Raw genomic sequence first — 13,959 nt, forward strand, 5'->3', positions numbered from 1 at the left:
GGTGTGCGATGAGACATCAAACTGCGGCATTCAGGCGCTAATCGTGGCCAAGGCGGTTGACCTTTCCGCCCCGCCACGCGCATCTTGCGCAAAATCCTGATACGGACGGGGTGCTCCATGGCGTCGCGCGCGCTTAACATACCGAATATACTCACCTATGGACGGATTCTCGCCGTCCCGCTGATCGTGCTGTGCTTCTTCATCGAGGGCCGGCTGCACGGATCCGATTTTGCCCGCTGGAGCGCGCTGGCGATTTTCACCATCGCCTCGATTACCGACTTCTTCGACGGCTATCTCGCCCGGATCTGGGACCAGACCTCGAACATCGGGCGCATGCTCGATCCGATCGCCGACAAGCTGCTGGTCTCCGCGATCCTGCTTCTGGTCGCCGCCGACGGCACCATCGCCGGCTGGTCGATCTGGGCGGCAATCATTATCCTGTGCCGCGAGATCCTGGTTTCGGGCCTGCGCGAATATCTCGCAGCACTCAAGGTCTCGGTTCCGGTCACCTGGATTGCCAAATGGAAAACCACGCTGCAGATGGTGGCGCTTGGCTTCCTGCTGGCAGGTCCGGCCGGCGACAAGGTGCTGCCCTACACCACCGAAACCGGCATCGTGCTGCTGTGGGTTGCGGCGATCATCACGATCTACACCGGCTATGACTATTTCCGCGCCGGGCTGAGACATGTGGTGGACGAATGAGCGTGCGGATCGTCTATTTCGCCTGGGTGCGCGAGCGCATCGGCAAGGGCTCGGAAGAGATCGACCTGCCGGCGGACGTCAAGACGGTGGGCGATCTGATCGCGCATCTGGCCACGCTGGGCGAGGAATATGCCGCAGCCTTCGAGGTGCCCCGGGTCATCCGCGCCGCCATCAACGAGGAACATGCCGAGCATGACGAGGCGATCGGCGACGCGAAGGAAATCGCGCTGTTTCCGCCGATGACCGGAGGCTGAAATGGCGGCGGGCGGCAAGATTTCCGGAGATCCGGTGGCGCCGGTCACCGTGCGCATCCAGGCCGGGGATTTCGACATATCCGCAGAGATAGAGGCGCTCACGGGCGACCGTGCCGACATCGGCGCGGTCGTAAGCTTCACCGGGCTGTGCCGCGACGAAGGCGGAAAGCTCTCAGCGCTTGAACTCGAGCACTATCCGGGCATGGCCGAGCGGGCCATCCGTAAAATTGCCGAAGAGGCTGTGGCCCGCTTCAACCTCAGCGGAATCACCGCCATTCACCGCTACGGGGCGATTCAACCCGGCGGCAACATCGTGCTTGTGGTGGCAAGTGCGCCGCACCGGCAGGCAGCCTTCGATGGCGCCTCGTTCCTGATGGACTTCCTCAAGACCGATGCGCCGTTCTGGAAGAAGGAACATCTCAAAGACGGCGGTTCAGGCGAATGGGTCTCGGCCAAGGACGCCGACGACAAGGCCAAACTGCGCTGGCAGAAGAACTGATGCCTGCGAATTTCACGCTTACGGGCGGTTGGGACACGGCTCTGGCGGCGGAGCTTTCTGATCCGTACATGGACGAACTTGCAGCTTTCCTCGACACTGAGCTCGATGCCGGCAAGCAGATCTTTCCGCAGACGTCGGAGTATTTCGCGGCCCTCGCCCTCACCCCGCTCGACCGGGTCAAGGTGGTCATTCTCGGACAGGACCCTTATCACGGTGACGGACAGGCCCACGGGCTGTGTTTCTCGGTGCAGCCGGGCGTCCGCGTGCCGCCTTCGCTCAAGAACATCTACAAGGAGCTCGAGAGCGATCTCTCCATCCCCAAGGAGAACCACGGCAATCTCGAAAGCTGGGCGCGGCAGGGCGTGCTTCTGCTCAACAGCGTGCTGACTGTCGAGCGCGGGCTGGCGGCCTCGCATCGCGGTCGCGGCTGGGAGCGTTTTACCGACGCGGTGATCGCAAAGGTCAACGCGCTCGAGCATCCGGTGGCATTCCTGCTCTGGGGGGCTTACGCGCAGAAGAAGGCCGGCTTCGTCGACACCGACCGGCACCTGGTGCTCAAGGCCGCCCACCCCTCGCCGCTGTCGGCCCACAACGGCTTTCTCGGCTGCCGGCATTTCTCGAAAGCCAACGCGTTTCTTGAGGCAAATGGCATGCAGCCGATCGACTGGCGACTGCCGGCAACGGCGTGATCGCCGCCATTGACGAAACCGCAGGAAGCTGGCCAACTCACCAAAAACAGGGACAGTGCCGAAATGCGGTTCTCATGGCTCAAACTCACCTTTGCCAGTCTTCTCATCAGCCTGACAACGGGTTCTGCCGCCCGCGCAAACCCCGACACCCAGTACGACATCGCGCTCAGCAACATCATCCTGATCATGCATCATGAGATCGGGCATGCGCTGGTCGACCAGTTTGGCCTGCCCGTGATCGGCCAGGAAGAGGACGCGGTCGATGCCTTCGCCACGCTGATGGTGTTGGAAACCTATGATGAACCTGCACCGATCCTGCTCGATGCGGCGGCAACCTGGTTCGCATTCGACCGGATCTTCAAGCAGGATGGGGGCCAACACGCCTATTACGGCGAGCACGATCTCGACATCCAGCGCGCCTACCGGATTCTGTGCATCGCCCATGGCTACGATCCGGATACCTATGTCGAAGCGGCCAGGAAACGCGCAATTCCCGACGAGCGGCTTGACACTTGCGAGTACGATGCGGCGCTGGCGCTGGAATCCTGGGATCTGCTACTGGCCGACGCGCTCAGGGACAGTGACACACCCGGCGGCAAGGTGTCGGTCGAACTCAAACCAAGCGATGATTACAACGATCTGCGCGAGGAACTGGAAGACACCGGCGTGCTTGGCGACATCGCCACCTGGATCGACACCGAATACGCCTGGCCCAACCCGCTCATCCTCGAAGCGGCGGAGTGCGGCGAGGTCAATGCCTTCTACGATCCCGAAGCGGTCAAGATCACGCTGTGCTACGAGATGATGGACGAGCTGCTGGTGGTGGCGGAAACGCTGGAGCGCTGAGCGACGGACGATGCTGGGTACCGGCACACCGTCGGACTGATCCGCCGATACAAAAACGGCCCCCTCTTGGGAGCCGTTTCGCATTCCATCAGTTCAGAAGCTTCAGCCGACGATTTCGGTGCCGGAGAACCAGTAGGCGATTTCCTCGGCTGCGGTTTCCGGCGCATCCGAGCCGTGCACCGAGTTTTCGCCGATCGACAGCGCGAAGGTCTTGCGGATGGTGCCCTCGTCGGCGTTTGCCGGGTTGGTGGCGCCCATGATCTCGCGGTTCTTGAGGATGGCGTTCTCGCCTTCGAGAACCTGGACGACGGTCGGGCCGGAGGTCATGCCTTCAACCAGTTCGCCGAAAAAGGGGCGTTCCTTGTGCACGGCGTAGAAGCCTTCGGCTTCGCGCTTGCTCATCCAGACGCGCTTGGAAGCGACGACGCGCAGGCCGTTGTCTTCGAAAACCTTGGTGATCGCGCCGGTCAGGTTGCGCTTGGTGGCATCGGGCTTGATCATCGAGAAAGTGCGTTCAATCGCCATTGGTGTCTGTCCTGTCATCTGGTTGTGGTTGCGAGAGCTGGGCCATAGAGGCCCACGCAAGAATTTCGGGTGCAAAAGTCCGGGCTGGACGAGGTCCGGCCCGGAGTTGGCGCCTAGATAGCCGCATGCCCGGCTCTTCGCAAGGGGCACCGGCGTTCTCACGGTCCGTTGCGCGCGCATGCTGCCTGTGATCCGGTCATCGTGCCCTCCCCGGCTCCCCGTAGCCATGGTGACTTGGAACAATCACGATTGCGTTGTAGATTTATGACATGTCTGACGCGGTGATAGCCTGCGGAGTTGTCGCGGTCGCGGTTTTGGGGTTTGCGCCCCAGAACAACGCGATGCTGACGGCTGGCGCCGAGCGAACCTTCAAACCGGTGATCGACGGCATGATTTCCAGCATCTGCGGCTGGCTGTCGCTGTTCGCGCTGGCGCTTGGTGTCCTGCACCTCATGCCGCAATGGATGAGCGGCACGGCGATGGTGCTGGCGTCGCTCCTGCTGGCGCTGTCAGGCTTGACCCGCTACATGGCCGATCCGGGCACTCCGTTAGAGCAGGAGGCCGCCCCTGTGCGCCCTACACTGCCCGTGCAAAATCTGCAGAGCCCCGAGAGCTGGGCCGTCGCCTTTTTCCTCGCGGGGTCGGCGCTCAGCGGCTCGGTGACGCTGGCCTCAGCCTTTGCCGGGCTGACGCTGCTGACCGCTTCCGGCCTTGGCCTCTGGGCCGTCGCCGGATGGTCCGGCTGCCTGTATCTGAGCTCGGGCTGGCACCGGCGTCATTTCGACTGGGGCTTCGGCATCCTGATGTTTGTCGCAGCCATCGCCGCGCTGATGCCGGGCGGCTGAACCGGTTCAGCCCGCCGCGGCTACCGCACGCCCCAGACCGTCATGGAGATCAATACAGCGCTCGAACCAGTCGGTCACAGCGTCGCCCGCCTCGAGCAACGGGGCGCTGGAAACCACTCGCGCCCATTGCAGCGCGCCAAAGACGATGTAGTCGGCAAACAGCGGCGACGATCCGCCGATCCAGGGCTGCGATTTCAGCATCACCCGCAAAGGCGTCAACTTGGCTCCGAAACCCTCGATCTCGGCCTGGCGACGCTCGGCAATCTGCTCGAACGTCTTGCCCAGGCGGGCTTCGCGGCTCGGTCTGAAATAGGCCTGATCCTCGGGCGACAGAATACCGTCGATCTCCTTGAGCGCGATCACATTCAGGGCAGCATGCAGGGTTGATTGCGACCAGGCTTCCACGAAGCGGGCCATGGCCTGGCCGCCGTCGCCGCCAAACAGCGATGGCCGGTCGGGATAGGTCTCCTCCAGATAGGCGGCGATCATGAAACTGTCGGCCACCACCTGGCTGCCATCGCGAATGACGGGCACGGTTTTCGATACACCGCCCTCGACCCCGGGCACCTGGGTGAAACAGACCGGCTTGCGCTCGAAAGGCAGTCCCTTGTGGGCCAGCGCCATCACCACCTTCCAGCAGTGCGGGCTGAACGGACGGGCTTCATCGGCGCCGACAAGCTCGTGCAAAACAATCGTCATTCTTTTTCTCCTGCCACATGTCATCCGACTTGTGACGCACCGCGGACCAATTGTCACCGGTCAGGGACCATGGAAAACACCGTTTGCCCTTGCCATTTGACGTGAACCCGGCCAGAAGCGCGGTCATGCTTACGATTACAGACCTTTCCGCACGCATTGCCGGGCGGCTATTGATCGACAATGCCTCGCTGGCGCTGCCCGCGGGCATCAAGGCCGGGCTTGTGGGGCCGAACGGCGCCGGCAAGTCGACGCTGTTCAGGATCATCACCGGCGAGATGGCGAGCGAGACCGGCCACGTCTCGATCCCGAAGAACACCCGCATCGGCCAGGTCGCTCAGGAAGCGCCTTCCGAAGAGACGGCGCTGGTCGAGATCGTGCTGCGCGCCGACCTCGAGCGCACCCGGCTGATGAAGGAAGCCGAGACCGCGACCGATCCCAACCGCATCGCCGAGATCCAGACCCGGCTGGTCGACATCGACGCCCATTCGGCCGAGGCCCGCGCCTCCTCGATCCTGGCCGGTCTCGGCTTTGACCAGGACGCCCAGCAGCTGCCCGCCTCGAGTTTCTCGGGTGGCTGGCGGATGCGCGTGGCGCTGGCCTCGGTGCTGTTTTCGGAACCCGACCTGCTTCTCCTCGACGAGCCGACCAACTATCTCGACCTGGAAGGCACCTTGTGGCTGGAAGAGTATATCCGCCGCTATCCGCACACGGTGCTGATCATCAGCCATGACCGCGACCTCTTGAACACCGCGGCCAACGCGATCGTTCATCTCGACCAGAAGAAGCTGACCTTCTACCGCGGCGGCTTCGACCAGTTCGAGCGGCAGAAGGCCGAGCGCGACGAACACCAGATGAAGGCGCGCGAGAAGAGCCTGGCGGCACGCAAGCACATGGAAGCCTTCGTCGAGCGGTTCCGGGCCAAGGCCTCGAAGGCGCGCCAGGCGCAATCGCGGCTCAAGGCGCTTGAAAAGATGGGCACCGTCGACGCGGTGATCGAGAACAATGTGCGCGGTTTCACCTTTCCACGGCCCGATCGCGGCGTTGCCTCGCCGATCATCGCCATCGAGGGCGGCTCGGTCGGCTACACTCCCGGCTCGCCGATCCTGTCCCGGCTCGATCTGAGGATCGACGCCGACGACCGCATCGCGCTGCTTGGCTCGAACGGCAACGGCAAGTCGACCTTCGCCAAGTTCATTGCCGGACGGCTTGAGGCCGAGGACGGGCTGATCCGCACCGCGCCGCAACTCAAGACCGGCTTTTTTGCCCAGCACCAGCTGGACGATCTGAGGCCGAACGAATCGGCCGTGGCGCATGTGAGAGCATTGATGCCGGACGCGCAGGAAGCCCGCGTGCGGGCCCGGGTGGCGCAGATGGGATTGACAGCGGAGAAGATGAACACGCCGGCCAAGGACCTTTCGGGTGGCGAGAAGGCGCGGCTGCTTATGGGGTTGTCGGCGTTTCACGCGCCGAACCTGATGATCCTCGACGAGCCGACCAACCACCTTGACATCGACAGCCGCGCGGCGCTGATCCGGGCGCTCAACGACTTCCCCGGCGCGGTCATCCTGATCAGCCATGACCGGCACCTGATCGAGGCCACGGTCGACCGGCTCTGGATCGTCAAGGACGGCACGGTGAGTTCCTTTGACGGCGATCTGGAGGATTACCGGCAGGAAGTCGTCGGCGCCTCGAGCCGTGGCAAGAAGGGGAATGACAGCGATGGGGGCTCCAAAGCGGAGAAACGCAAGCAGGCCGCCCAGCAGCGCGCCAGCGTGGCTCCGCTGAAGAAAAAGATCAATGATCTCGAATCCTTGGTGGCAAGACTTACCAAACAGATTCAGTCGCTTGATGCGGAACTTTCGGATCCGGGCCAGTTTGCCGACGCGCCCTACAAGATCACCCAGAAATCCAAGCAGCGGGCCGACCGGGCGGCGGAACTGGCCAAGGCCGAGGAGGAATGGCTGGCTCTGACCAGCCAGGTCGAGGAAGCTGACGCGGCCGAGTAGATACGCGCATTGCCGAGGCCCCGGCTGACCGGCAACCTCGCCAGACGTAATCAGGAATAGACGCCCGATTTCAGGCTGACGACGGATCACGCCGGCGCTAGGCTGCGAACCATGTTGTTTGACCTGCCAGAGCCCGCCATTCTTTACGAAGCGCTGTTGAAACGCGATCCGGATTATGACGGGCGCGCCTATGTGGGCGTGTCCTCGACCGGCATCTTCTGCAGGCTGACCTGCCCGGCTCGTAAACCACGTCCGGAAAACTGCAGCTTCTATGCCAGCGTGGGCGACTGCATCCAGGCCGGTTTCCGGGCCTGCAAGCGATGCCACCCGATAGCGCCCGCCGCGGAAGCCGATCCGGCGGTGAAAGCGTTGCTTGCAGCGCTTGCTGACCGGAAGGGACATCGCTGGCGCGAACCCGACATCATCCGGCTGGGTTTCGATCCCTCGACCGTGCGGCGCTCCTTCAACCGGCATTTCGGAATGACTTTCCTGGAAATGGCGCGGCTCGAGCGGCTGCGCCATGCACACCTGGCGCTGGCGGGCGGCTCCAAGGTGATCGAGGCGCAGCTCGATGCCGGGTTTGAATCGGCTGGCGCCTTCCGGGCGGCCTTTGCCAGGCTGATGGGCACACCGCCGGGGAGTTTTACCGCTGACGCGATGATCCGGGCTGACTACATCGATACCCCGCTCGGTCCGATGATCGCATTGTGTGACCGAACCCATCTGCATCTTCTGGAATTCGCCGACCGCAAGGCCCTGCCCGCCGAATTGCGCCGCATGCACCAGGCGTTCAAGGGCCGGATCGGCTTCGGCCGTCATGCTCCCCTCGATCATCTCGAAACCCAGCTTGATGCTTATTTCTCAGGCCGCAACCCGCGCTTCAGCGTGCCGCTGGCGTTTCATGGCAGCGAGTTCACCAAAACCGTCTGGCATGCGCTGGTGGAGATCCCTGCGGGTGAAACCCGCAGTTACAGCCAGATCGCCGGGACAATCGGGCGCCCTTCCGCTGTCCGCGCCGTGGCGCGCGCCAATGGCGCCAACCAGATCGCGCTTCTCGTGCCGTGCCACCGCGTCGTTGGCGCCGACGGGTCCCTGACCGGTTACGGCGGTGGCTTGTGGCGAAAACAGAAACTGATCGAGATCGAGCGTCAATACGCCTGAGCAGGCACGAGCGACAGGTAACGGCTGCAGAAGTGTTCCGCTCATGCCTGCGTCAGACAGCGCAATGAACGCAGGTCGCAGATGCGTCAATTAAAGCCGGTGCGGTCATTTTTCTGCGGAAACTCGTTGAGGCACAGCAGCCATCGGGAGCGGGCGCCGGACACGGTTCGCACAGCCTTCCCGCAACCTCTTCGATTGTTTCCAACCGAAGCATCTGCAGATGCTTTTGCCATCGCACTCAAACGGGCATTCAGCAACATCAACGGCCCCGCGCGTGTCTTTCACGAGTGCCCGTCAACCAGTTCCTCATTTGCTAAAATGCACCTCAATATTTAGCATTCCTAATATGAAAATTCATTAACTTTTTAGAAATGGATGCATGAGAAATTCATGATGTACTTGATGCATGAAGCATCTGGTTCAGACATTCCCTCGATACAATCCACCGGCGTCTACGCGGCAGAAATCCGTGCAGATCATAAGGTCACTTGTTACCATTTAGGACCAGTCTCATGAGCTTCACCAGCATCGTCGGCTCAGACGAAAAGAACATCGTCCAGGCACTGAAAAAGTCCCTCGCCATGATCGAATTCGATCTGAGCGGCAAGATTCTCGACGCAAATGAAAATTTCTGCCAGGCACTCGGCTACGAACTGTCCGAGATCAAGGGCAAGCACCACCGCATTTTTGTCGAACCGAAGGAAGCTGCCGCGCCAGCCTATGCCGAATTCTGGAAGAAACTCGGCCGCGGCGAATACGACAAGGCGCAGTACAAGCGCGTCACCAAGAGCGGCGATGAAATCTGGATCGAAGCCAGCTACAACCCCGTTTTTCGCGGCGGCAAGCTCTACAAGGTGGTCAAGTTCGCCTCCGACATCACGGCGACCAAGGTCAAGTCGATGGAGGACGCCGGAAAGCTCGACGCCATCTCCCGTTCACAGGCGATGATCGAGTTCAAGCCTGATGGAACAATCGTGTTCGCGAACGAAAACTTTCTCGGCGCGGTCGGTTAGACGCTTGCCGAAATCGTCGGCAAGCACCACCGGATGTTCTGCGACCCCGACTATGTCAGGGGGGAAGAATACGCGCAGTTCTGGACAAAACTTGCCGCCGGCGAATTCAACTCCGATGAGTTCAAGCGGATCGGCAAGGGCGGCAAGGTGATCCACATCCAGGCCTCCTACAACCCGATTTTCGATGCGGACGGCAAGGTCTTCAAGGTCGTCAAGTTCGCCACAGACGTGACCGAACGGGTCAGCAATGTCGAATCCCTGTCGACCGGCCTGCAGAGCATGGCCGACGGCGATCTGACCATCCAGATTACAAAGCCCTTCCAGCCTGCTCTCGAGCCGCTCCGGATCAATTTCAACAAGGCCAACGAAGGGCTTTGCGATGCGATGAGTTCGGTCAACGAGAACGCCCGGATGATCGCCAGCGGTTCGGATGAGATCCGCTCTGCAGCAGACGACCTCGCCAAGCGGACCGAGAACCAGGCAGCCTCCGTCGAGGAAACCGCAGCCGCGCTCGAGGAAATCACCAAGACCGTCGCCGCTTCCAGCCAGCGTGCGGAAGAAGCCGGCGAACTGGTGGCTAAGACCAAGCGCGATGCGGAGACATCCGGCCAGGTGGTCGACAAGGCTGTCATTGCAATGGCCGAGATCGAAAGTTCCTCCAAGGCGATCACCAACATCATCGATGTGATTGACGATATCGCGTTCCAGACCAACCTGCTTGCACTGAACGCCGGCGTCGAAGCCGCCAGGGCCGGTGAAGCCGGTCGCGGCTTTGCGGTTGTCGCCCAGGAAGTCCGCGAGCTCGCGCAACGGACGGCAACGGCGGCCAAGGAGATCAAGGGGCTGATCACGGCTTCGGGCGAGCAGGTCAACACCGGGGTGTCGCTGGTTGGCGAAACCGGCAAGGCATTGGTCAGCATCGTCGAGCAGGTCAAGCAGATCAACGCCAATGTCGAGGCGATCGTCACCGGCTCGCGCGAACAGTCGACCGGCCTCAACGAGATCAACACGGCGGTCAACGCGATGGATCAGGGCACCCAGCAGAATGCGGCAATGGTCGAGCAATCGACCGCCGCCAGCCACAGCCTGGCGCAGGAGGCAGCCTCATTGTTCCAGCTGCTGTCGCGGTTCAAGGTGGATGCCGCTGCAAGCCACTCGCCACGGGTGGTCCGGAGCAACGGTGGCACCCCCGCCCCGGCCTACACCGCGCCAGCCCGCCAGCGGCCTGCCTTCCACGGCAATGCCGCGGTGGAGATGTCGGACTGGGAAGAGTTTTAATTTCGGCTCGGATGTCCCCCGCTAGGCCGAAAGGAGGGACCCCCGGATCTCTGATCCGGGGGTTTTCGCGTTCAGAACGGGCTGGACCGCCGCAGCCATGGATAACCGTATCAAGGCAGGATAACACGAGTAGCAGATTGCAGCGGTTCCCCGCGGGCAAGTTCTTGACCCATGTCAACGGTCGCGCCGACGCTGCGTGGTAGGACATTCCCAACCACGGGATATCCAGATGACGCCTTCCAAATCCGACATCGAAACAATCGCCAAATCTGCCGAAAAAGGCCCGTCCACCCTGCGCCGGATGCTATGGGCGATGGCGCTGATCATGGGTGCTTCCACGCTCTGGCTGTGGTGGAGTTCCGGTTCGGGTCAGAACCTGCCCGTCTACACGACGCAGGCCATCGTGCGGAGCGATGTCATCGTTCAGGTGACGGCCACCGGCACGGTGGAGCCGACGGACAAGGTTGAAATCTCAAGCGAACTGTCCGGAACGGTCCGCTCGGTGGAAGCCGATTTCAACGACCTGGTGACGACCGGCCAGATACTCGCGCGGCTGGACACCGACAAGCTGGAGGCCAATGTCGAACTTGCCCGGGCTTCGCTGACGGCCTCCCAGGCAAGAATGGCCGAGGCGACGGCGACACGGAACGAGACCAGGGACAATTACGAGCGGGCGGTGATGCTCGAGAAAAAGCAGGTGACCACTCTTGAGGGACTGCTCAGGGCAAAGGCCGCCTATGACCGGGCCCAGGCGGCCCTCAAGAGCGCTGAAGCCGATATCCGGGTTTCAGAGGCAAACCTGAAGATCAATGAAGCCAACCTGGCCAAGGCCTGCATCTGCTCGTCAATCGACGGGGTGGTGCTCGAGCGCAATGTCGAAGTGGGCCAGATCGTCGCGTCATCCCTGCAGGCTCCGGTGCTGTTCACCCTTGCCGCTGACCTCAAGAACATGGAGCTGCGCGTCGATATCGACGAGGCCGACATCGGCAAGGTGCAGGTTGGCAACCGGGCGGTGTTCACGGTCGAGGCCTACCAGGGACGCACTTTCCCGGCGGTGATCTCGGAACTCAGATTTGCGCCCAAGACCGTCGACGGCGTGGTGACCTACGAAGCGATCCTGTCGATCGACAATGCCGAGCTTCTGTTGCGGCCCGGCATGACGGCCACCGCCGACAACAGGGTGGCGGAGATCAAGGACACGCTGGCGGTTCCCAATGCGGCGCTGAGGTTCGCACCACCTGTGGAGACCGAGGACAGCAACCGTACCGGCCTGCTCGGCATGTTGTTCAAGAACGCACCGAGCCGACCGCCGTCGACAGCGGCCCAGGTAAGTGAAGACGGCAGGCGCAATATCTGGGTGCTGCGCGATGGACAGGCCGTGGCGGTGGATATCCTGCCCGGCGAGACAGACGGCGCGATGACCGAGATCAGGGATGGAGACGTGGCCGAGGGCGATCAGGTGATTACCGATCTGATGCAAGAATGAGCAAGGGTCAAGATCCGGACTCCAGGCCACTGATCGGGCTTGAAGGCATCACCAAGGTCTATGGCAGCGGTGATGCCGAGGTCAGGGCTCTGCGCGGCATCGACATGGAAATCTCAGGCGGCGAGTTCGTCGCCGTCATGGGACCCAGCGGCTCCGGCAAGTCCACCGCCATGAACATTCTCGGGTTTCTCGACAAGCCGACCGGCGGACGATACTTCTTCGGCGGAGCAGAGGTCGGTCACCTCAACCGTGACCAGCTGGCGCTGCTGCGGCGGAACTTTCTCGGCTTCGTCTTCCAGGGATACAATCTGCTGGCCCGGACATCGGCGCTCGACAATGTCGAATTGCCGCTGATTTACCAGGGCATGGCTGGCTCAAAGCGACGGATACTGGCGCGCGAGGCGCTGGCCAAGGTCGGGCTTGAAGGCCGGGAAGACCACCATCCCGCGCAACTGTCGGGCGGTCAGCAGCAGCGGGTGGCCATCGCGCGGGCGATCGTGACCAATCCGGACGTGATCCTGGCCGATGAACCGACTGGAAACCTGGACACCGCACGCAGCCACGAGATCATGGATCTGCTCACAGGGCTCAACCGCGTGGATGGCATCACCATCCTGATGGTCACCCATGAGCCGGACATGGCGGACTACGCCGACCGGATCATACACTTCCTGGACGGCAGGATCGAAACGGACAACCGGAACAGGAAGGCGGCTGCAGATGCTGTATGAAGCGGTGCGGCTGGCGCTGCAGGCGATCCTGCGCAACGCCTTCCGGTCATTTCTGACGGTTCTGGGCATCGTCATCGGCGTCGCGGCTGTCATCGCCATGGTCACGGTGGGTCAGGGGTCGACCGACCAGGTGGAAGCCGATGTGTCGACGCTTGGCACCAATCTGCTGATGATCCGGCCGGGCCAGCCCTCGCAGGGGCCGGGTTCGGGCGGTGGTGGCGGCACGGCTGCAAGCCTGACGCTCAAGGATGTCGATGCGATCGAACAGCAGATCTCCAGTGTCGCGGTCGCCACCCCTTCCAATTCGCGCGGCATGACCGCGATCTACGGCAACGCGAACTATTCCACCACCGTGACCGGCACCGACAACCGCTACCTGACAGCCCGCAGCTGGGCTGTCGTCAGTGGCCGCGCGTTTTATGAAAGCGAGCTGAGAACCGGCACCGCCGCCTGCATTCTCGGCGAAACCGTGCGCCAGAAACTGTTCGGCAATGGCGATCCGATCGGCGCCAGCATCCGGCTCAAGCAGATCGCCTGCCGGGTGATCGGTATTCTCGAAATCAAGGGAGCCTCGAGCTTCGGCACCGATCAGGATGACATCATCCTGATCCCGATCCGGACCTTCCAGCGGCGGATATCGGGCAACCAGGATGTGGCGATGATCTATGCCTCGATCCGCAACAGCGTTTCCACGGAGAAGGCCAAGGCCGACATTGAAAGCCTGATGCGGGAGCGGCGGCGGATCGGCCCCTTCGAGGAGGACGACTTCAACGTCTTCGACATGAAGCAGATCACCTCGATGCTGACCGGGATCACCAGCGTGCTGACCGGCCTGCTCTCGGCGGTGGCCGCTGTCAGCCTGCTGGTCGGCGGGATCGGCATCATGAACATCATGCTGGTGTCAGTGACAGAGCGTACCCGCGAGATTGGCATCCGGCTGGCCGTGGGCGCCACAGAACGCCAGGTGCTGATGCAGTTCCTCGTCGAGGCGATCGTGCTGTCATTGATCGGCGGGCTGATCGGCATCCTGCTCGGCCTGGCGCTCGGGCTTCTTGGCTCGCGGCTGCTGTCGATTCCCTTCGCGCCGGACGCGACCATCGTGCTCGCAGCCTTCCTGTTCTCGGCTCTGGTCGGCATCGTGTTCGGCTATTTTCCGGCGCGCAGGGCTGCCCGGATGGATCCGATCGAGGCGCTCCGCCACCAATAGGCGTCCCGAGGCCTGCCG

The 13,959-nt window shown here is 62.3% G+C and carries 13 protein-coding genes and 1 pseudogene; 12 read left to right on the forward strand and 2 right to left on the reverse strand.

Annotated features, from left to right (window positions below; genetic code table 11):
* The first annotated feature begins 117 nt into the window (after nt 1-117).
* The 5 genes from pgsA (at nt 118) to SPHINGO391_RS13235 (ending at nt 2,990) form a co-directional block, all read left to right on the forward strand.
* On the forward strand, nt 118-702 hold the full coding sequence (gene pgsA, locus SPHINGO391_RS13215) for a CDP-diacylglycerol--glycerol-3-phosphate 3-phosphatidyltransferase (RefSeq protein WP_152009259.1): 585 nt from the start codon (nt 118-120) through the stop codon (nt 700-702).
* A complete protein-coding gene (gene moaD, locus SPHINGO391_RS13220) occupies nt 699-956 on the forward strand; it encodes a molybdopterin converting factor subunit 1 (protein WP_152009260.1) in 258 nt (85 codons plus the stop codon). The genes pgsA and moaD overlap by 4 nt, the downstream gene beginning before the upstream one ends.
* Nucleotide 957: 1 nt before the next feature.
* Nucleotides 958-1,455: a molybdenum cofactor biosynthesis protein MoaE gene (locus tag SPHINGO391_RS13225; RefSeq protein WP_152009261.1), complete on the forward strand. Its 498-nt coding sequence runs from the start codon at nt 958-960 to the stop codon at nt 1,453-1,455.
* Complete coding sequence (ung, locus tag SPHINGO391_RS13230) at nt 1,455-2,144, forward strand: uracil-DNA glycosylase (protein ID WP_152009262.1); 690 nt, start codon at nt 1,455-1,457, stop codon at nt 2,142-2,144. The genes SPHINGO391_RS13225 and ung overlap by 1 nt, the downstream gene beginning before the upstream one ends.
* 63 nt (nt 2,145-2,207) lie before the next feature.
* A complete protein-coding gene (locus SPHINGO391_RS13235; protein WP_152009263.1) occupies nt 2,208-2,990 on the forward strand; it encodes a DUF4344 domain-containing metallopeptidase in 783 nt (260 codons plus the stop codon).
* Nucleotides 2,991-3,092: 102 nt separating this feature from the next.
* Here SPHINGO391_RS13235 and ndk read toward each other — a convergent pair whose 3' ends face one another.
* On the reverse strand, nt 3,093-3,515 hold the full coding sequence (gene ndk / locus SPHINGO391_RS13240; protein WP_152009264.1) for a nucleoside-diphosphate kinase: 423 nt from the start codon (nt 3,513-3,515) through the stop codon (nt 3,093-3,095).
* A gap of 269 nt (nt 3,516-3,784) precedes the next feature.
* On the opposite strand from ndk, the gene SPHINGO391_RS13245 reads away from it, so the two are divergent.
* Nucleotides 3,785-4,360 carry a hypothetical protein gene (locus tag SPHINGO391_RS13245; RefSeq protein WP_152009265.1) on the forward strand — a complete coding sequence of 192 codons (576 nt, stop codon included), beginning with the start codon at nt 3,785-3,787 and terminating at the stop codon, nt 4,358-4,360.
* A 6-nt stretch (nt 4,361-4,366) separates the two neighbouring features.
* On the opposite strand, the gene SPHINGO391_RS13250 is transcribed toward SPHINGO391_RS13245, so the two are convergent.
* Entirely contained in the window at nt 4,367-5,059 is a 693-nt protein-coding gene (locus tag SPHINGO391_RS13250; protein ID WP_152009266.1) for a glutathione S-transferase family protein, read from the reverse strand.
* A 125-nt stretch (nt 5,060-5,184) separates the two neighbouring features.
* On the opposite strand from SPHINGO391_RS13250, the gene SPHINGO391_RS13255 reads away from it, so the two are divergent.
* The 6 genes and pseudogenes from SPHINGO391_RS13255 (at nt 5,185) to SPHINGO391_RS13280 (ending at nt 13,941) form a co-directional block, all read left to right on the forward strand.
* The gene (locus SPHINGO391_RS13255) at nt 5,185-7,065 is read left to right on the forward strand and encodes an ABC-F family ATP-binding cassette domain-containing protein (RefSeq protein WP_152009267.1); all 1,881 of its coding nucleotides are present in this window, start codon (nt 5,185-5,187) and stop codon (nt 7,063-7,065) included.
* Between the two features lie 111 nt (nt 7,066-7,176).
* The gene (locus tag SPHINGO391_RS13260; RefSeq protein ID WP_152009268.1) at nt 7,177-8,226 is read left to right on the forward strand and encodes a trifunctional transcriptional activator/DNA repair protein Ada/methylated-DNA--[protein]-cysteine S-methyltransferase; all 1,050 of its coding nucleotides are present in this window, start codon (nt 7,177-7,179) and stop codon (nt 8,224-8,226) included.
* Between the two features lie 512 nt (nt 8,227-8,738).
* Nucleotides 8,739-10,517: pseudogene (locus SPHINGO391_RS13265) on the forward strand (PAS domain-containing methyl-accepting chemotaxis protein).
* Between the two features lie 229 nt (nt 10,518-10,746).
* Nucleotides 10,747-12,003 (forward strand): efflux RND transporter periplasmic adaptor subunit, encoded by a 1,257-nt coding sequence (locus tag SPHINGO391_RS13270; RefSeq protein ID WP_152009269.1) that lies wholly within the window; start codon nt 10,747-10,749, stop codon nt 12,001-12,003.
* Nucleotides 12,000-12,734, forward strand: a complete 735-nt coding sequence (locus SPHINGO391_RS13275; RefSeq protein ID WP_152009270.1) for an ABC transporter ATP-binding protein — start codon at nt 12,000-12,002, stop codon at nt 12,732-12,734. Before SPHINGO391_RS13270 ends, SPHINGO391_RS13275 begins: the two co-directional genes overlap by 4 nt.
* Nucleotides 12,724-13,941, forward strand: a complete 1,218-nt coding sequence (locus SPHINGO391_RS13280) for an ABC transporter permease (RefSeq protein ID WP_152009271.1) — start codon at nt 12,724-12,726, stop codon at nt 13,939-13,941. The genes SPHINGO391_RS13275 and SPHINGO391_RS13280 overlap by 11 nt, the downstream gene beginning before the upstream one ends.
* The last annotated feature ends 18 nt before the right edge of the window (nt 13,942-13,959 follow it).

The sequence above is a fragment of the Hoeflea sp. EC-HK425 genome (assembly GCF_902498795.1).
Taxonomy (GTDB): domain Bacteria; phylum Pseudomonadota; class Alphaproteobacteria; order Rhizobiales; family Rhizobiaceae; genus Hoeflea; species Hoeflea alexandrii.